This is a genomic window from Pseudomonas sp. UBT, from assembly GCF_050915955.1.
GTDB lineage: Bacteria > Pseudomonadota > Gammaproteobacteria > Pseudomonadales > Pseudomonadaceae > Aquipseudomonas > Aquipseudomonas antarctica_A.
This window is the reverse complement of record NZ_CP168079.1, coordinates 2,137,254-2,155,840: the sequence shown is the minus strand read 5'-3', so window position 1 is coordinate 2,155,840 and position 18,587 is coordinate 2,137,254. Positions and strand designations below refer to the sequence as shown.

At 58.9% G+C, this 18,587-nt stretch carries 16 protein-coding genes; 5 read left to right on the top strand and 11 right to left on the bottom strand.

What is annotated here, in order from left to right; translation table 11 throughout:
• Positions 1 to 18: 18 nt before the first annotated feature.
• Positions 19 to 2,406 carry a TonB-dependent receptor plug domain-containing protein gene (locus tag ACDZ94_RS09810; RefSeq protein WP_432751393.1) on the bottom strand — a complete coding sequence of 796 codons (2,388 nt, stop codon included), beginning with the start codon at positions 2,404 to 2,406 and terminating at the stop codon, positions 19 to 21.
• 286 nt (positions 2,407 to 2,692) lie between these two features.
• Here ACDZ94_RS09810 and ACDZ94_RS09805 point away from each other — a divergent pair, with 286 nt between their 5' ends.
• Positions 2,693 to 3,169 (top strand): sn-glycerol-3-phosphate transporter, encoded by a 477-nt coding sequence (locus ACDZ94_RS09805; RefSeq protein WP_432751392.1) that lies wholly within the window; start codon positions 2,693 to 2,695, stop codon positions 3,167 to 3,169.
• 62 nt (positions 3,170 to 3,231) lie between these two features.
• Here the strand turns inward: ACDZ94_RS09805 and ACDZ94_RS09800 are convergent, their stop codons facing one another.
• From ACDZ94_RS09800 to ACDZ94_RS09775, 6 genes are all read right to left on the bottom strand, one after another.
• Complete coding sequence (locus ACDZ94_RS09800; RefSeq protein WP_064454654.1) at positions 3,232 to 4,200, bottom strand: CDP-6-deoxy-delta-3,4-glucoseen reductase; 969 nt, start codon at positions 4,198 to 4,200, stop codon at positions 3,232 to 3,234.
• Positions 4,200 to 5,666 (bottom strand): 4-hydroxy-3-polyprenylbenzoate decarboxylase, encoded by a 1,467-nt coding sequence (gene ubiD / locus ACDZ94_RS09795; protein ID WP_053258591.1) that lies wholly within the window; start codon positions 5,664 to 5,666, stop codon positions 4,200 to 4,202. The genes ACDZ94_RS09800 and ubiD overlap by 1 nt, the downstream gene beginning before the upstream one ends.
• A 59-nt stretch (positions 5,667 to 5,725) precedes the next feature.
• The gene (locus ACDZ94_RS09790) at positions 5,726 to 7,729 is read right to left on the bottom strand and encodes an acyltransferase family protein (protein WP_432751391.1); all 2,004 of its coding nucleotides are present in this window, start codon (positions 7,727 to 7,729) and stop codon (positions 5,726 to 5,728) included.
• A 153-nt stretch (positions 7,730 to 7,882) separates the two neighbouring features.
• Positions 7,883 to 9,142 (bottom strand): transcription termination factor Rho, encoded by a 1,260-nt coding sequence (rho, locus tag ACDZ94_RS09785; protein ID WP_003176825.1) that lies wholly within the window; start codon positions 9,140 to 9,142, stop codon positions 7,883 to 7,885.
• A gap of 234 nt (positions 9,143 to 9,376) precedes the next feature.
• Complete coding sequence (gene trxA / locus ACDZ94_RS09780; protein ID WP_015886460.1) at positions 9,377 to 9,706, bottom strand: thioredoxin TrxA; 330 nt, start codon at positions 9,704 to 9,706, stop codon at positions 9,377 to 9,379.
• Positions 9,707 to 9,827: 121 nt separating this feature from the next.
• Entirely contained in the window at positions 9,828 to 10,523 is a 696-nt protein-coding gene (locus tag ACDZ94_RS09775; protein WP_064454656.1) for a FadR/GntR family transcriptional regulator, read from the bottom strand.
• Between the two features lie 255 nt (positions 10,524 to 10,778).
• Between ACDZ94_RS09775 and ACDZ94_RS09770 the strand changes: the two genes are divergently transcribed.
• The 4 genes from ACDZ94_RS09770 to ACDZ94_RS09755 are packed head-to-tail and all read left to right on the top strand — an operon-like array spanning position 10,779 to position 13,621.
• On the top strand, positions 10,779 to 11,564 hold the full coding sequence (locus tag ACDZ94_RS09770) for a transporter substrate-binding domain-containing protein (protein ID WP_064454657.1): 786 nt from the start codon (positions 10,779 to 10,781) through the stop codon (positions 11,562 to 11,564).
• A gap of 17 nt (positions 11,565 to 11,581) precedes the next feature.
• A complete protein-coding gene (locus ACDZ94_RS09765) occupies positions 11,582 to 12,250 on the top strand; it encodes an amino acid ABC transporter permease (protein ID WP_064454658.1) in 669 nt (222 codons plus the stop codon).
• Positions 12,247 to 12,897, top strand: a complete 651-nt coding sequence (locus ACDZ94_RS09760; RefSeq protein WP_064454659.1) for an amino acid ABC transporter permease — start codon at positions 12,247 to 12,249, stop codon at positions 12,895 to 12,897. Before ACDZ94_RS09765 ends, ACDZ94_RS09760 begins: the two co-directional genes overlap by 4 nt.
• Entirely contained in the window at positions 12,884 to 13,621 is a 738-nt protein-coding gene (locus ACDZ94_RS09755; RefSeq protein WP_064454660.1) for an amino acid ABC transporter ATP-binding protein, read from the top strand. Before ACDZ94_RS09760 ends, ACDZ94_RS09755 begins: the two co-directional genes overlap by 14 nt.
• Here ACDZ94_RS09755 and ACDZ94_RS09750 read toward each other — a convergent pair.
• From ACDZ94_RS09750 to ACDZ94_RS09735, 4 genes are all read right to left on the bottom strand, one after another.
• Complete coding sequence (locus tag ACDZ94_RS09750; RefSeq protein ID WP_221295878.1) at positions 13,593 to 14,147, bottom strand: hypothetical protein; 555 nt, start codon at positions 14,145 to 14,147, stop codon at positions 13,593 to 13,595. The genes ACDZ94_RS09755 and ACDZ94_RS09750 overlap by 29 nt on opposite strands.
• A complete protein-coding gene (locus ACDZ94_RS09745; RefSeq protein ID WP_407016370.1) occupies positions 14,137 to 16,575 on the bottom strand; it encodes a fimbria/pilus outer membrane usher protein in 2,439 nt (812 codons plus the stop codon). The genes ACDZ94_RS09750 and ACDZ94_RS09745 overlap by 11 nt, the downstream gene beginning before the upstream one ends.
• 70 nt (positions 16,576 to 16,645) lie before the next feature.
• Entirely contained in the window at positions 16,646 to 17,275 is a 630-nt protein-coding gene (locus ACDZ94_RS09740; RefSeq protein WP_064454663.1) for a fimbria/pilus chaperone family protein, read from the bottom strand.
• A 192-nt stretch (positions 17,276 to 17,467) separates the two neighbouring features.
• Positions 17,468 to 18,121: a DUF1120 domain-containing protein gene (locus ACDZ94_RS09735; RefSeq protein ID WP_064454664.1), complete on the bottom strand. Its 654-nt coding sequence runs from the start codon at positions 18,119 to 18,121 to the stop codon at positions 17,468 to 17,470.
• Between the last annotated feature and the right edge of the window lie 466 nt (positions 18,122 to 18,587).

The following is an 18,587-nucleotide window of genomic DNA, read 5'->3' as shown; positions in this document are numbered from 1 at the left end:
TGTTGCTACGAGAAGCTATTACCAATTGTAAGCAACTTTACCGTAATAGAACGCGCCGCTGTAACCGTATGGCGAAAAAGTGCTATAGGCGAGGTTGCCGCCGCTGCTGGCGTAGGCATTGACCTTCTCCGGGTATTTATCGGTGACGTTGTCTCCGCCCAGGGTGAAGGTCCAGTTCTTCAGCTTGTAGTCCGCCGACAGGTCCAGTACCCAGGCAGCCTTGAAGGTCTGGTCGTTGATGTTGTCCGCCTGGTAACTGGTGAATTCGCCGTAGCGCACCAGATTGCTGTGCAGTGCCCAGCGGCCATAGGTGAAATCGTTACCCAGGCTCAGTTTGTGCTGAGGTGTGGTGTCGCCGAGTAAACCGATACGCTCGCGCCGGTCCACCCGCACCAGATTGGCGCCCAGACTGTCCAGAATGGCCGGGTTGGCCTTCACGTCCGTGACCTTAGTGTGGTTGTAGTTGTAGCCAACCGTGCTGTTCCAGCGGATGCCATTATCGAACTGGTAACGATAGTTGGCCACCAGATCGACGCCGTCGGTACTGGTGTCGGTGGCGTTGGTGAAATAGCGGGCACTGGTGTAGTTGATGTTGCCGACACCGTTGGCTTGCAGGTAGGCAATGGTGGCCGGGTTGAGATTGAGGTTGGACGACAGGCTGATGCGGTCGCGGATGTCGATGCGGTACACGTCGAGTGTCACGGTCAGGTCATCGGCAGGTTCAAGCACCAGGCCAAGGCTGTAGTTACGCGACTTCTCGGCTTTCAGGTCTTCGGCGCCCAGCGAGCGGGCCACCTTGCTGTTGGCCGGGAAGGTGCCGGCCTCCTGAATGGTGCTGCCGATCAACTGTGACGAGGTGTAGGCAAAGTTCTGCTGGGCCAGAGACGGCGCTCGAAAGCCGTTGGAGATGCTGCCACGCAGGGCCACTTGCGGGGTGAAGTCATAGCGGGCCGACAACGAGCCGCTGACATTGGAGCCGAAGTCGCTGTAGTCCTCATGGCGCACGGCGGCCGAAGCGCTGAGTTTTTCGGTGAAGTTGGTTTCCAGGTCCAGGTACTGGGCCCAGTTATGCCGTGAACTGCTGCCGGCATCGGCATCACGGAAACCACCCAGGCCTGAGCTGCCGGTCTGGTAGTAGGACGCCGGGTCGCCCGCTTCGATTTCATAACCCTGGTGCAGGTATTCGCCGCCAAAGGCCACCGACACCGGGTAAGGCAGGAAGCCCACGTCGAACTCACGGGACAGGTCCAGGCTGACTTGTTTCTGCTCGTTGCTCAGCGTGCCATTGTCGAACTTTCGCGGCGTGGCCAGGCCCAGTGAGGTGTTGATGGTGTCGGTACTCAGCTCATACTGATTTTTGCCGTAGTTGGCCGACAGGTCGTAGTGCCAGTCGTAAGCCAGCAAGCCACGCAAACCGACGACCAATGAGCTGTCTTCCAGGTTGCCCTTGATCAACGGCAGGTAGCCATTGGGGTTGAGCGCCGCAATGTTATTGGACGCATTGCTTGCCCGGTAGAACGCCGCCGTTTCACCGCGGCGTTTGCTGTAACCGCCAAAGGTGTAGAACTCGAGCCCGTCGCTGAAGGAATACTCGGAGTTGAACTGCAATTTGCCTTCATTGGTGGCCGGCTCACCCTGACGGAACACCCGCTGCCCGTAAGTGGTGGAGCCGATGCTGCCAGAGCGCAAATCATCCCCGGCGCGGTTGGTGTAATCGTTGTCGGCGCCTTCGGCCGAAAGGTTGATAAAGCCGTTGTCGCCCAAGGCCAGGCCGGTATTGCCGCTGACATTGCGCTGGATACCGTCACCCTTTTTGTACTCGCCGAACTTGGTCGAAATCGAGCCGCCATGGTCGTCGTGCTTGAGGATCACGTTGATCACCCCGGCAATCGCGTCAGAGCCATAGCGCGCCGACGCACCGTCACGCAGCACTTCGATATGGTCGACGGCCGACAGCGGGATGGCATTCAAGTCCGCCGGGGCCGAGCCACGACCCACGGCCCCGCCGAGGTTGACGAATGCACTGGTGTGGCGGCGTTTGCCGTTGACCAGCACTAACACTTGGTCCGGCGACAAACCGCGCAACTGCGCAGGGCGCACCAGTTCGGCGCCATCCACCAGGCTGGGGCGCGGGAAGTTGATCGACGGAATCAGGCGCGCCAACACCGCACCCAGCTCATCAGAGCCGGTGCTGCGCAGGGTATCGCCGGAGATCACGTCGATGGGCGACAACGAAGTACTGGCGGTGCGCTCTTGGGCGCGAGTGCCGGTGACGATCACGGTGTCGAGTTTTGGTGCGTCGGCGGTAGCTGTTTCGCTCGCAAGGACTGGATTGAATCCCACAGCGGTCAGCAAATTTGCCGACAAAATCGCTGTGTACAGCGTGTGTTTCTTATAGCTCCCCATACCGCTCCCCTAAGAATCAACAATCAGAACTTCAATGCTCTGGTTCGTACGATCGATCCGGCTGGTGGGCGGTGGCGGTCCGTTAGTGGTTATTGGCAGATAGTCGGTAGTCCGTTCCTTATATCTTAATGAGATTTTTCCTACATCAGTAATACCGTAAATGAATAAGCATAGGCGACCAAGCTTTCAGCGCAGGTTCAGGCCGTGCAGGACGTTAACCGCCAAACTGCCAACGTTTAGCGACCCCACATTAGCCGCCCATCCGAACGACTATCGAGGTCGAACCATGAAATACTTTTATTGCGGCCTGCTGCTGTTGGCACAAGCCGCCAGCGCCCTGGCCTCTGAGGCTGTCACCGAAAACGACAAAGGCTTCTGGTACGCCCAGACAAGCGTCTACACCCAGCACTTTTCACCGGACCCAAAGCACAATAACCATCAGGATTTGATCAACCTGGAGCGCAACGAGGCGTCGGGTTTGGTGTATGGCGGGGCGACGTTTCGCAACTCGTTCAGCCAGCGTTCGTACTACGTGTACGCAGGCAAGCGCTACGATATTGTCGATTCGCCGTTTTACGTGAAGGTGACCGCAGGCGCGCTTCAGGGCTACAGCGGCAAGTATCGGGACAAAATCCCGCTCAACCGCTTTGGCGTGGCGCCGGCGATCATTCCGTCTGTGGGGGTTCACTTCGGCCCGGTGACCAGCGAACTGGTGTTACTGGGCTTCAATGCTGCGATGCTGACGGCAGGCGTTCGTTTCTAAGAACGCTGCATACCTATGTGGGAGCTGGCTTGCCAGCTCCCACAATAGTTCAGCTCAAGGCTTCAAGGGCGCGGCGCGTAGGCAAACACATCGGCACGCATCTGGTGCGCATCCATGCCGGCCTCGACCAATGCATCCAGGGTGCCGTAGATCATCGCCGGCGAACCACTGGCGTAGACATGCACAGACTTGAGGTCGCTGATGTCTTCACAGACGGCTTCATGCAGCAGCCCGCAGCGCCCTTCCCAACCGCACAGGTCGCTGACCACTTTGTGCAGGAACAGGTTCGGCAGTTGCTGCCATTGCGCCCAGTGTTCGATCTCGTAGAAGTCTTCCGGACGTCGCACGCCCCAATACAGGTGCACCGGGTGCTTGAAGCCCGAGGCGCGGCAATGCTCGATCAGGCTGTGCATCTGCGCCATGCCCGTACCCGCAGCGATCAGCACCAGCGGACCGTCCGGCAATTCGGCCAGATGGGTATCGCCAAACGGCAGTTCAATGCGCGCCATCCGGTCGCGTTGCAACTGCTCGAGCAGGTTGCGAGCGCTGTCCTCGCGGGCCAGCACATGCAACTCCAACTCGCGCCCGGCGTGGGGCGCCGAGGCCAGCGAAAACGCCGACTTCTCGCCGTTGTCCCGTTCGATCATCAGGTATTGCCCGGCGTGGTAACGCACCGCCTTACCGGCCGGCGCGCGCAGGCGCACGCGCCACACATCGCCACCGACTTCCACACACTCACTCAATTGGCACGACAACTTGCGCAACGGCAACTCTCCCGGCGCCAACACGCCATCCCACAGCACAACGCAATCTTCCAGCGGTTCGGCGATGCAGGTGTAGAACTCACCGTGATCGCGCACTTCACCGGCTTGCTGCACCCGCCCTTCCACCAGCAGCGCGGCACACACATGGCACACGCCGTTGCGGCAGGCCTGCGGGCACTCGTAGCCCAGGCGGCGTGCGCCTTCGAGGATTCGTTCGCCAGGGACCAGGTCCAGTACCGCGCCGGAAGGTTGCAGGGTTACACGCATCAATCTATTCCCAATTCTTTCCAGATCGCATCGACGCGCGCGGTCACGGCTTCATCCTTGACGATCACCCGGCCCCACTCGCGGGTGGTTTCACCCGGCCATTTGTGCGTGGCATCCAGGCCCATCTTCGAGCCCAGGCCCGATACCGGCGAAGCAAAGTCCAGGTAGTCGATCGGCGTGTTATCGATCATTACCGTGTCGCGCTTGGGGTCCATGCGCGTGGTAATGGCCCAGATCACGTCGTTCCAGTCCCGGGCATTGATGTCGTCGTCGGTGACAATAACGAACTTGGTGTACATGAACTGTCGTAAAAACGACCACACACCGAGCATTACCCGCTTGGCATGGCCTGGGTACGACTTCTTCATGGTGACGATGGCCATGCGGTACGAGCAGCCTTCGGGCGGCAGGTAGAAGTCGGTGATCTCAGGAAACTGCTTTTGCAGGATCGGTACGAACACTTCGTTCAGCGCCACACCGAGAATAGCCGGCTCATCCGGCGGCCGGCCGGTGTAGGTGCTGTGGTAGATCGGCTTGATCCGGTGGGTGATGCGCTCGACGGTGAACACCGGGAAGCTGTCGACTTCGTTGTAATAGCCGGTGTGGTCGCCATAAGGGCCTTCATCGGCCATTTCGCCCGGATGAATCACCCCTTCCAGGATGATTTCAGCGGTGGCCGGCACTTGCAGATCATTCCCACGGCACTTCACCAGCTCAGTGCGATTGCCACGCAGCAGGCCGGCAAAGGCGTATTCGGACAGGCTATCGGGCACCGGGGTCACTGCGCCGAGGATGGTCGCCGGGTCGGCGCCCAGGGCCACGGAGACCGGGAACGGCTTGCCGGGATGTTTTTCGCACCACTCACGGAAGTCCAGGGCGCCGCCACGGTGGCTTAGCCAACGCATGATCACTTTGTTGCGGCCGATCACTTGCTGACGGTAGATGCCCAGGTTCTGACGATCTTTATTCGGGCCTTTGGTGACAGTCAGGCCCCAGGTAATCAGCGGGCCGACATCGCCGGGCCAACAGGTCTGCACCGGCAGCATGGCGAGGTCGACATCATCCCCTTCGATGACCACTTCCTGGCACACCGCGTCCTTGACGACTTTGGGTGCCATGGCAATGATCTTGCGGAAGATCGGCAGCTTCGACCAGGCATCCTTCAAGCCCTTGGGTGGCTCGGGCTCCTTGAGGAAGGCCAGCAGCTTACCGATCTCGCGCAGTTCGCTGACAGACTCGGCCCCCATGCCAAAGGCCACGCGGTCGGGGGTGCCGAACAGGTTGCCGAGCACCGGGATATCAAAGCCGGTCGGGTTTTCGAAAAGCAGCGCCGGGCCCTTGTTACGCAAGGTACGGTCGCAAATCTCAGTCATTTCCAGCACCGGGGAAATCGGCACCTGGATACGTTTCAACTCTCCGCGCTGCTCAAGTTGCTGCACGAAATCCCGAAGATCCTTGAATTTCATTAACCATGCCACCCGTAAAATAGGCGTACATCCTACCTGCTCTTACGAGCGCTGGCAGCTTATTGCACGTCATTGCGACTCACATCCGACTCAACGGATGCATTGCGCAAGCTGCGGAAGAAGGGCTCAAGGAACCCTTCTACATACCGCGTGCCCACGCTTGAAAGGTGGTTGTCATCGGTATACAGCGACTGGCCACCCAGTTCGACCCGACACCAACCGTTTGCAGCACACAGCGCCGGCGCAGGGTCCAGGAGCTGGACTCCCGGGTCAGCCGCGGCGATTTGCTCAAAAACGCTGCTGATATAGGCCTGTCGCTGGACGTGTTCGGCCAGTGGCAAGCCTTCTCGGTCGGTCGGGCGACCTAACATCGCCAAGCGGCTGAGTCGATAAGGCACATTGAAATCCTGCAGCGGCACCTCCTTGACCAACCAGACCCGATGGCCGCCGGCACGGAGTTGCTGCACCAACGCCCTCAAACCCTCGGAGAACAAGTGCTCAGCGGTAGCACGGTCATACTTGCCCGTCTCAGGATCATGAATCGAAGCGCCCGTATCGCCGGAGTGCTGGCCATAAACGTAGAGGCTCCAGCGGGCGACCAACACCACATCGCTGAAGTGTTCCTGGCTCAACAACTGGGTCACGCGTTCGTTGAACGCACTGCAACCTGGCGTGTTTTCCTTCCTGTAAAAAGGCAGGCAGCCGGCATAACCGGCCTGGGTGATGCTGAAGTCGTACTTGCTCGCCCCGTCATTCAATGCCGGAATCAGGGCCGAGGCATGGCTGTCGCCCCAGACCATTGCCCGAGCCGAGCTCGCCTGTGGACCAAAATGGCACAGCTCACGGTGCGGGTCTTTCTTATCGTCCGACAGGCAACTCATGAGTGTGGGGCTCCAGGTATGCGCCTTGGCAAATTGCAACGCCTGGGGCGGCAGCCGCGATGCAAAACCATCCGACCAGACCAGGCTTTTGCCGACCAGGCCCAGGCTGGCAAGCCCAAGGAAACCCGCTACCAGAATCGACCTGCGACCTGCCAGCAAGCGCCGCTCACGGAACGGCCCTTCGACAAACCGCCAGGATGCATAACCCAGCACCAGGCTCACGACGAACAGAGCCACAAGCTCCCAGGGCGACAGGCCAAAGATACTGGCGTACTTGCCAAACACCAGCACCGGCCAATGCCACAGGTACCAGGAATAGGAAATCAGCCCAATGCCCACCAACACACGACTGCCCAGCAGCCGCCCTACCCACGTCGGTTGCTGGCCGTTGGCCCAAATCAGCCCCACCACACCCAATACCGGCAACAAAGCGGCAGCCCCTGGGAAGGCGGTGCTGTCGTCGTAACCAAATACCGCCGCCATAATCAGGCCGAGGCTGAGCACGCTGACGGCTTGCGCCAGCATCGGGCTTGCCCGCCGAGCCCGCGCCGGCATGACGGCCAGCATCGAACCCGCCAACAATTCCCAGGCTCGCATCGGTAGCAGGAAGAAAGCCTTGTCCGGTTCCCGAGACACGGCCCATACGCTCGCCGCAAATGACACCAGCAGCAATACAAACAAGGCGCCGCGCCATTGCTTCAGCCGGCTCGACAGCAACGCCAGCAAGAGTGGAAAGGCGATGTAGAACTGCTCTTCAACCGATAGCGACCAGGTGTGCAACATGGGCTTCATGTCGGAGGCCGTGTCGAAGTAACCGTCCTGACGCATGAAGAACAGATTGGAGATGAAAATCACCTGGTTGTGTATCGACCGCCCCAGCTCTGAATAGTCTTTGGGCGCCATCAAAAACCAGCCGACGGCCAATGATGCGGACATCATCACAATCAACGCCGGCAGGATACGCCTGGCCCGCCTGGCCCAAAAATCCACAAAACTGAAATGCCCGGCCTGACGCTCGCGCCAGATGATCGAGGTGATCAGGAACCCTGAAATCACGAAGAACACGTCAACGCCGACAAAACCGCCAGTAACGCCAGGTACTCCAAAATGGAACAGCACAACAGCCAGGACAGCGATGGCGCGCAAGCCATCAATGTCCCTTCGGTAAGCAAGAGCGGTCATAAATCGTCGATCAGCCTGATTCGGATGGAGGTGAGCGTAGCCGCACCCACCTTTTTGTTTCTTAACTGACACTATTAGCGCACAAATCTCTCTTTTTCGATGCAAAAAAATGGCGCCACAAAGGGCGCCATTTTTTAGACCTGAAACGTCGTATTACTTACGCTTCATCGACAGGAAGAACTCGTCGTTGGTCTTGGTGGTTTTCAGCTTGTCGATCAGGAACTCGATGGCGGCTACTTCGTCCATCGGGTGCAGCAGCTTGCGCAAGATCCACATGCGCTGCAGTTCGTCGTCGGCGGTCAGCAACTCTTCGCGGCGGGTGCCGGAACGGTTGATGTTGATCGCAGGGAACACACGCTTTTCCGCGATACGGCGGTCCAGAGGCAGTTCCATGTTGCCGGTACCCTTGAACTCTTCGTAGATCACTTCGTCCATCTTCGAGCCGGTTTCAACCAGCGCGGTGGCGATAATGGTCAGCGAGCCGCCTTCTTCGATGTTCCGCGCGGCGCCGAAGAAACGCTTCGGTTTCTCCAGGGCGTGGGCATCGACACCACCGGTGAGTACCTTGCCGGAGCTCGGGATCACGGTGTTGTAGGCACGGGCCAGACGGGTGATGGAGTCGAGCAGGATCACCACGTCTTTCTTGTGTTCGACCAGGCGCTTGGCCTTCTCGATCACCATTTCGGCAACCTGCACGTGGCGGGTTGGCGGCTCATCGAACGTCGAGGCAACCACTTCGCCGCGCACGGTGCGCTGCATTTCGGTTACTTCTTCCGGACGCTCATCGATCAGCAGCACGATCAGGTGAACTTCCGGGTTGTTACGTGCGATGTTCGCTGCAATGTTCTGCAGCATGATGGTCTTACCGGCTTTCGGCGGGGCGACGATCAGGCCGCGCTGGCCTTTACCGATCGGGGCGCACAGGTCGATAACACGACCGGTCAAGTCTTCGGTGGAACCGTTACCGGCTTCCATCTTCATGCGCACGGTCGGGAACAGCGGGGTCAGGTTCTCGAAGAGAATCTTGTTTTTCGCGTTCTCGGGACGATCGAAGTTGATCGTGTCGACCTTGAGCAGGGCGAAATAACGCTCGCCTTCCTTTGGAGGGCGGATCTTGCCAACGATGGTGTCACCGGTGCGCAAGTTGAAGCGACGGATCTGGCTCGGCGAGACATAGATGTCGTCTGGGCCGGCGAGATAGGAAGCGTCTGCAGAGCGGAGGAAGCCGAAGCCGTCCTGGAGAATCTCCAGCACGCCATCACCGGAGATTTCCTCGCCGCTTTTCGCGTGCTTTTTGAGCAGGGAGAAAATCACGTCCTGCTTGCGCGAACGGGCCATATTTTCTATGCCCATTTCTTCGGCCAATTGGAGCAGGTCGGTAATCGGCTTTTGCTTGAGTTCAGTCAGATTCATATAGGAATGACGTAATCATTTATGGAGGGGGGAAATTAAGCTTTTGGCTTAATGAGGCCGCGCCGCAGAGAAGGCGACAGGATCGCGTACTAATCGAAAAGGAATGCGTCGGCGACGGCTTGCAGGGGGCAGTGGAGAAACCAGTGCGGGGCCGAATGTACCACCTGAATTTCGGAGCGTCTAGCCCTGTTTCACGAAAAAGCCCCGCGATTTGCGGGGCTTTTTTGACGACGCTTAGATGTTCGCGTCGAGGAAAGCTTGCAGTTGCGACTTCGACAGCGCGCCCACTTTAGTGGCCTCGACGTTGCCGTTCTTGAACAGCATCAGCGTTGGAATACCGCGCACGCCGTGCTTGGCCGGGGTTTCCTGGTTGTCATCGATGTTCAGCTTGGCAATGGTCAGTTTGCCTTCGTAGGTCGTTGCAATGTCGTCCAGGACAGGAGCGATCATTTTGCAAGGGCCGCACCATTCAGCCCAGTAGTCAACCAGCACCGGGCCAGCAGCCTTGAGTACTTCGGCCTCAAAGGTCGCGTCGGTGACGTGCTTGATAAGATCGTTGCTCATGGATGTCTCCGGATTGTAAGCAAAAAAAACGTTGCCCATCATAGCCGCCCTTCCCTCGTTCAGGAAGCCGCCTCTGATTGACTCTTGCTATGGTGATGCATGAGTTTGGGTATAGCCCAACTCACGGCGTCACGGGAGTCACGAACGCTATGCCCGTGCGCAACGCCGCATTGCGTACGTGCTCCTGCATGGTTTTCTGCGCCACCGCACTGGAGCGCCGGGCCAGTGCACGCAGGATCTTGCGGTGTTCCTGCCAGGTCTCCATGGCCCGTTCCGGTCGGATGAACGGTAGTTTCTGACTCTCCAGGAACACCTCCGCGCTGGCACTCAGAATGCTCACCATCGCCTGATTACCGCTGGCCAACAGGATCCGCTGATGAAATTCGAAGTCCAGTCGGGCCGCGGTTTCAAAGTCGCCGGCCTTGAGTACCTTGCGCATTGCCTCGACATTGTCCTGCAGGCCGTCCAACTCATCGAGGGTCAGCGTCACCGCGGCCAACCCCGCTGCAAATCCCTCCAGGGCATAGCGCAACTGGAAGATATCCAGCGGCGAGGCCTGAGCCGCAAAAGGCCAGGCAAACCCCGGAGGGTCTTCCGCCGCCTGCACAAAGACGCCTTTGCCCGGCTGCACACTGACCACACCCAAGGCACTCAAAGACGACAACGCCTCGCGCAACGACGCCCGACTCACGCCCAATTGCACCGCCAGGTCGCGCTGGGACGGCAATGCATCGCCCGCTGCGAAGCCCTGTTCCTTGATCAGTTTGCGGATGGCCTGCAGGGCCGCTTCCGGTACGGCTTGGGCAATGGAATTCATAAAAAACTCAAGGTTCCAGACAACTGAGCGGCTAGTTGTAAAGCTATTCGCGGCCGTCGGCAAGCCACGCCCCAAAGGGGCTCGCGGGGTTTTGTCGACGCTCGAAAAAGGTGCGAAAAGCGTAATCACTGTTCAGACCAGTAAGACCACCGAACCTCAACAAATTCCGGCGTTGCAGACGATCCGAGGGGTGATGGCATGGGCTGTGCACTGAGCAAAGTCAGAAAATCCCTTCGCCCTTTTCGGAGAGTTGCCATGACCAAGCGCTACAGCGCCCTGCTCACTGCCCTGTTTGCCAGCCTGATGCTGAGCCAGGCACCCGCCCAGGCCAATGGTCTGGACGATATCGTCGCCCGTGGCACCCTGAAGGTCGCCGTCCCTCAAGACTTCCCGCCGTTCGGTTCGGTCGGTCCTGACATGAAACCCCGCGGCCTGGACATCGACACCGCCAAGCTGCTGGCCGACCAGCTCAAGGTCAAGCTGGAGTTGACCCCGGTCAACAGCACCAACCGCATCCCGTTCCTCACCACCGGCAAGGTCGACCTGGTGATTTCCAGCCTGGGCAAGAACCCCGAGCGGGAAAAGGTCATCGATTTCTCCAAGGCGTACGCGCCGTTCTACCTGGCTGTGTTCGGTCCGCCTGACGCGGCCATCAGCACCACCGACGACCTCAAGGGCAAAACCATCAGCGTGACGCGCGGCGCCATCGAAGACATCGAGCTGACCGCCGTTGCGCCCAAGGAAGCGACCATCAAGCGTTTCGAAGACAACAATTCGACCATCGCCGCCTACCTGGCCGGCCAGGTCGACCTGATTGCCAGCGGCAACGTGGTGATGGTGGCGATCAGCGAGCGCAACCCCAAACGCGTACCGGCACTGAAAGTGAAACTCAAGGACTCGCCGGTGTACGTGGGCGTGAACAAGAACGAGCCGGCACTGCTGGAGAAGGTTAACCAGATCCTGGTGGCGGCCAAGGCCGACGGCAGCCTGGAAAAGAACGCGATGCAGTGGCTCAAAGAGCCGCTGCCCGCCGATCTTTGACGCGACGGAGCTGATTCATGGCCTATCAATTCGACTTTATGCCCGTACTGGCCAATACCGACCTGCTGTTGCGCGGCGCCTTGTTCACGCTTGAACTGACGGCCATCGGCGCGATTCTGGGGGTTGCCCTGGGCACCGTCGGTGCCGTGGTCCGGGCGTGGAAGATCCAGCCGTTTGCCTGGTTCTTCGGCGTGTATGTCGAGTTGATCCGCAACACGCCGTTTCTGGTGCAGTTGTTTTTCATCTTCTTCGGTTTGCCGTCACTGGGGCTGAAAATCACCGAGTGGCAAGCCGCCGTGCTGGCGATGGTAATCAACCTGGGGGCTTACTCCACCGAGATCATCCGCGCCGGCATCCAGGCCATCCCTCGTGGCCAGCTGGAAGCGGCAGCAGCATTAGCGATGACGCGTTTTGAAGCGTTCCGTCATGTGGTGCTGCTGCCCGCTCTGGGCAAGGTGTGGCCGGCCCTGAGCAGCCAGATCATCATCGTGATGCTGGGTTCGGCGGTGTGTTCGCAAATCGCCACCGAGGAGCTGAGCTTTGCCGCCAACTTCATTCAGTCACGCAACTTCCGCGCCTTTGAAACCTACGCACTGACCACCCTGGTGTACTTGTGTATGGCGCTGATGATTCGCCAGTTGCTCAACTGGATTGGCCGACGGTTTGTAATGAGGAACAGCCGATGAGTGATTTTTCGTTCTGGGACATCGTGCGCAACCTGGCTGTTGGCCTGCAATGGACCCTGTTGCTGTCGCTGGTGGCGTTTGTCGGCGGCGGCCTGATCGGCTTGTTAGTAATGACGATGCGCATCAGCCGCAAAGCCTTCCCGCGCAATGTCGCACGCACCTACATAGAACTGTTTCAGGGTACGCCGCTGCTGATGCAGTTATTCCTGGTGTTTTTCGGCATTGCCCTGCTGGGGGTGGATATCTCGCCCTGGCTGGCAGCGGCAATTGCCCTGACCTTGTTTACCAGTGCCTACCTGGCCGAGATCTGGCGCGGCTGCGTCGAGTCCATCGCCCACGGGCAGTGGGAAGCGTCGGCCAGCCTGGCCCTTAACCCGCTTGAACAACTGCGTTACGTAATCCTGCCCCAAGCGCTGCGGATTGCCGTAGCGCCGACGGTTGGCTTCTCGGTGCAAGTGGTCAAAGGCACCGCCGTGACCTCGATCATCGGTTTTACCGAACTGACCAAAACCGGCGGCATGCTCGCCAATGCCACCTTCGAGCCCTTTATGGTCTATGGCTTGGTGGCCCTCGGTTACTTCCTGCTCTGCTACCCCTTGTCCCTCAGTGCGCGCTACCTGGAAAGGAGACTGCATGCCTCTGCTTAGAATTTCCGCCCTGCATAAGTATTACGGCGATCACCATGTACTCAAGGGCATCGACCTGACCGTTGAAGAAGGCCAGGTGGTGGCGATCATCGGCCGCAGCGGCTCGGGTAAATCCACCTTGCTGCGTACCCTCAATGGCCTGGAATCCATCAACGACGGCGTGATCGAAGTCGATGGCGAATACCTCGACGCCGCCCGTGCCGACCTGCGCAGCCTGCGGCAGAAAGTCGGCATGGTGTTCCAGCAGTTCAACCTGTTCCCGCACCTGACCGTGGGCGAAAACGTCATGCTCGCACCGCAAGTGGTGCAGAAAGTGCCCAAGGCCAAAGCCGCACAGCTTGCCAGGCAGATGCTGGAGCGGGTCGGGCTGGGGGAGAAGTTCGACGCCTTCCCTGATCGCCTGTCCGGCGGTCAGCAGCAACGGGTCGCCATTGCGCGCGCATTGGCCATGTCGCCCAAAGTGCTGCTGTGCGACGAAATCACCTCCGCCCTGGACCCGGAACTGGTCAATGAAGTGCTCAGCGTCGTGCGCCAACTGGCCAAGGACGGCATGACCTTGATCATGGTGACCCACGAAATGCGTTTTGCCCGGGAAGTCGGGGACAAACTGGTGTTTATGCACCAAGGCAAGGTGCATGAAGTAGGCGACCCCAAAACGTTGTTCGCCAACCCCAAGACACCCGAGCTCGCCAATTTCATCGGCTCGGTGGAACAACCGGGCTGATCAATTCGAAACTGCCTTGCCCCTCAAGGTGCGTCTCGTCACGTACCTCCAAGGCCTCAGCGGGCAGTTCGGTGTCGATATCAACCTGGGCTGTCAGTCGGCGGCCTGCTACCGGCACCCCTGCCGCCCGCGCCACCAAGGTCTGGCCGGGCAGCAACTGCCCGCTGGCAGGCTCGCCGGGCAAGTGCGTAGCCGCCCACCATTCGACAGCACGCCCATCCACCTGGGCGTGTTTGAGGCTCAAGCGAAAACGCCCCTGCCGACCAAACACAAACCCCTGCCGGTCTGCTGCAACACCGATAAAACGCAACGCCATGGCCGCAGGCTCAGTGCAAATGACGTTCACGCGCAACGAGCGCGTACCCAGCACCATGGAGGTTTTTGCAACGAGCGCCTCCCTGCGGATGGCGCCATAGTCAATGCGCGGCTGGCTCACCGAGAGCCGACAGTTTTCGGCCAGGACCTCAGGCGCCGCCAATACCGTGCAGAGCAACACCAACGGCCATGTTTCAAACTTAACGGCCATGGCACACCGCCGAAATGGTTTCATAAAATTTGTCATTGTCTGGCTGGGTCTCAAGATCAATCCGCAACAGGCAGGTGGAAGAGTCCGGCAATGAAACCCGCAGGCTTTGCGCCTCCTCGACGTCGTTGAGAAAAATCATGCCCTCACCCACCACGTTGGTCAGGAAGCGATCACCCTTGCCGAATACCGAGGCGCCTTGAGGTAATGGCCGGCCGTGCTGGTCATTCGCGGTAAGCAACACGCGGCGCACTTTCACCACATCGAAATTCACGGCATTGAAGGACCCACGGCCTGCTGTGAGCATCTGGGTGCCGTTTTTCAGGTCGACGCGCTTGGGCAAGGACTGGGTTTGCACCTCGACTCGGCTGTTGGTGTAGGCCGGCAAGCCTGAGATCACCGCTTGCCCGCGGTAGTCAGTCCAGACAGGGCCTTGGGGCGTCTGGACTTTTGCAGCGCCGATACCCCCTACCGAGACGATGCCGAACGTGTCCTGCACGGTATACGGTGAAAACGTCAGCCCACCCTCGTGAGCCACCACGCCGCCCTGCAACTGCCCCGTATAGCTGGTGCCCTGGGGATCATGGCTGACACCCAGGCCAACGCGGGTATAACGTGGCAACAGGTCCACATTGCCGCGAATCGATTGTTCTCGGGCATTGATATCGCGCTCGACCCCCACTTCGTAATTCACAGACTCGTTGACCCGCTCGCTAAGCGCTGTGCCAGCGGTGAACCGGCCCCCGCGACGGCTGGCATAGCTGTTTACCCGGCGATCCCGTCCCAGCGGCACGCTGACCTGCAGACGCAAGGACAGGTCATTCTCCAGAGCGCTCTCATGTCGCCTGCCGGCAAGCGTGGCGTCACGGCCCATTCGAGTACCGCCCACCTGCGAATCCGCAATCAGCGTTACATCGGCGTGGCTGAATGACTTGTTCCAGGAGGCCGACACATGCTCGGTCGTTCGCCCGTCAAATTGAGAACTGCGGGTATAGCCCGCAGAAAATACGCCCAGCGTGGGTTCGGCCCAGCTCACGCTTGCTGTGTATTGGTTTTTGAAGCGCGAACCCAATTCATCGACCCCGTACGACCGGCCGGCTTCAAGTACCTCACGATACCCCTGGGTTTGGGTGGTTGCGCTGAGGTTGACGTCGATAGTGGCGTATACCGGGCTGGTGACCGACACGCTGCTGCGCGACCCGGATACTGCACGTTTGCCGTCTCGAGAAAGGTTTTGACGCGCCGCCACAGAAACTCGCTGGAAAAACACACTGCTCAGGGTGCCACCTGCCGACCAGTACTCATCCGTACTCAATAAGCCAAAGCCCGCAGACGAGTTGCTCCCCAAACCCCAAGTGCCGCTCCCCATGGCGACCACCGGTGACGGCCCCTCTTCATCCGCATTCTTGCGCAGCTTGCCAACAGAAAAATAGTAACCGGGCGCCGCCGGGACAGTCCCCGCAAACGAGGCCGCGGGCACCACAAAGCTACGCCTGGCGCCCCGTACGTCGATCACGCTGACCTCCAGGTCACTGGTGCCATTGAGCAAGGGCAACCCCGTCAGCCGGAAGGGACCTTCAGGCACCAGCGTGCTGTGAATCAACACGCCGGACTGGCGAACTTCTATGCGTGACGGGCTCTGGGCAAGCCCTTCGACCACGGCATTGTTACTGCCCGCAGCGACACGTGATTGACCATCGGGGAAAAACTGCAGGCCAGATAACTGGACGCCACCAAACAGCGGGTTATTACTGGAAATCTGCCCCATCTGGAAAGTCGATTGCAACTCGGCAATGTCCCGCTGTGCATAGGCATATAGATGCTCGGTACGGGCCTTGCCATTATCGGACACATAGAATTGACGGCTGCGAACAATCCAATCCTCAAGGTTAAAGCCTGCCTCGGTATAGGCCGAAACGAACCGGCTGGGCCCGCTGCGCGAACGGCTGTCGAAACCCAGCACGTCATAGTTGAACAACGCCGCGGTCCCGCCTTTGGAAAAATGCCCGGCGTCCCACTGGGGATCACGCAACGATTGGGTGGGCACCACCAGCGTCACCTCGTCCGTGCCGGGACGCAACTTGACCATGGTCGTGGGGAATGCCCCGAAGAAGTCATGGCAAGACTGGTCGGGCGTAGCACCTTCCTCAATGATCGCGCCGGGCGTCACTAATCCTGCTTTCTCCAGCAACCCGCGGGTGAAGCATAAGCGGCCCTCGTGATCGAACCGTGCATCCACCAGCCCAAGCGGGTTCCCATTGACCCGCAACCCCACCACCTGGACGCCTTCGCGAAAGCGCGCCGCGTTGCGAAAGTAGTCGGAGACCTTCGGGTCGATGCCGTGGGCTGTCAGTGACGCGAGGTCGAAACCCTCCCCGAGCTCCATCGCCGACACCAGGCCGGGCAGACTCCACAGGGTCGCAAACCCCATGATAAGCGTAGGTCTGCAGGGCCAAAAAGACGCCGCGATGCTATTACTCGAAGGGTTCGACATGAGTCAGTCAAGCCCCATCGGTTACGATCGGAGCCCGGTAGTTGTCTACCGTAAACCCATAAACCGTAGCCGGCTGTATCTCGACCTCAGCCGCATTGCCCAAGGGGCTGTCGAGCTCTGCCGTCAGCACTTCACCCGGCAGTAGGTAGGTGCGTGGCAATGTAGCCAGAAAGCCTTTTGGAAACACTTTCACATCCGGCGCCAGGCGCACGACATAGGCACTGTCGTTATGGACAGTGAGGCGCTCGCCCGCCCGCTTCCACTTCAGCAACTCCCAAGGCGTATGGTGCCGAGGCAAGCCTTGTGGGTGCAGGATCAGCGGCAAATTCTGTCGAAGGGTGATACCGATGGTCGCACCATCCACCGCGCGCGCCTGGGGAATACCTTCGAAGGACACTCGCTTGAGTCGTTGGGTCTTAAGCGGCTCCTTCAAGGTGGCGATGAACCGCACCAGTTGCGTTTCGCCCGCCTCCACACGAGCGATGGGCGGCGTCACAATCAATAGCGGCTCCAGGTCCTCCGGCACGTTTTCCACGACTGAATGAAGCAGCGCTGGCCCGGCATCGGTATTCTTGATATTTATTGTGGCTTCGCCGTCTTCCTCATAAAGCACCACCACCGTTGTTTCCGGATACATACCGTCCGCCACAGCAACAGTGGCAAACAAAAGGCAAATGCTTGCACCCCGCAATAACGCACTGCTTATTATTAAAAAACCACGCACTCTATATTCCCCGCCACTAATAAAGTTGACCATTGACCGTCAAGCGCCCACAGAAAAACAGCCAACCAGAAATAATGAGTTTCTTGGCTGGCTGTTTTCCGTTACTTAGATGTAACTCAATACAAGCGTGGCGCGCCCATCAATAGAGACATCTCGACTCAGGTCCAGGTCCCGAGCTCGGTTGATGACAGCCTTCACTGCAAGCGTGCCCGTCAATTGGTTAACCGCGGCGGGTGTAAAGGCTGCGCCATTGCGCCACGAGTATTGGGTGGGCGATTGAGCAACTTTGCCATCGCTGTTATTCCAGGCGCCAGCACCGATACGCATGATCGGATGCAGCACCACGCCGGACGAACGCAGGTCCCTGAGGGTGACCGAATAGCCACCGGTGCGACGGGTTCCTACAGCCCCCAAACCAAAGTTCTGCGCTTCAGTAAAGCCTGCACCCAGGATACCCGTCACCTTGTTGCCCGCTTGCAGATCGGTAAAGGTGATGCCGAACCGGGCAGGCGTCGCGCCACAATTGACGATCAGGGAAGTGGTCTTCTCTTCGCGCGGATTGAACGCCGTCTGGGACAATTCGCCCGAACGAATCGTGCCATAGTCGATGATACCGCTGCCGGCCAGGCTGAGGTTGCAGGCTGCCGGTGTAATCGTACCCCTGACGACCAGTTGGGCACTGGTATTGGTAGTCGCCTGTACAGTTAAGGCCGCAGCCAGGCACGCAATACCAAGAGTCAATCCAACAATTTTTTTCATGTTCATCCTGTCACTAAAAGAAGTTATCAGGTGTTCTTTATTTGTGTCTTGGCGACTCCATCGCCCAACGACTTATCTTCCGGGACATGTACAACGATAAATAAATGCCACCCAGGCAGAATTGCCGGATAACAGTGTGTCGCTTTGACACTTCGTTAAAGAATCAGACAACACATCAATAATTGTGGGAATGATAAAAATAAAGCATCACTTTAAGCCACCGACAATGTAGTCCTGAACAAAAGAATGAAAGCGATATCAAATCACTGACTGTAGGGAAAGTCATAAATGGCACGTGCGCTGCACCTAATTAAAACACGCTACAACATCAAGGGTCTTATTCAGCGCACACTTATAAAACCGCCCTACATTTCCTAAAGGAATTCCCCACAGACAGCCTCAGGAAAATTACTGAAGCACAACGCGTTGGCGCCAGCGGTCGATCGTGGCACGATGGTGAGGTTAT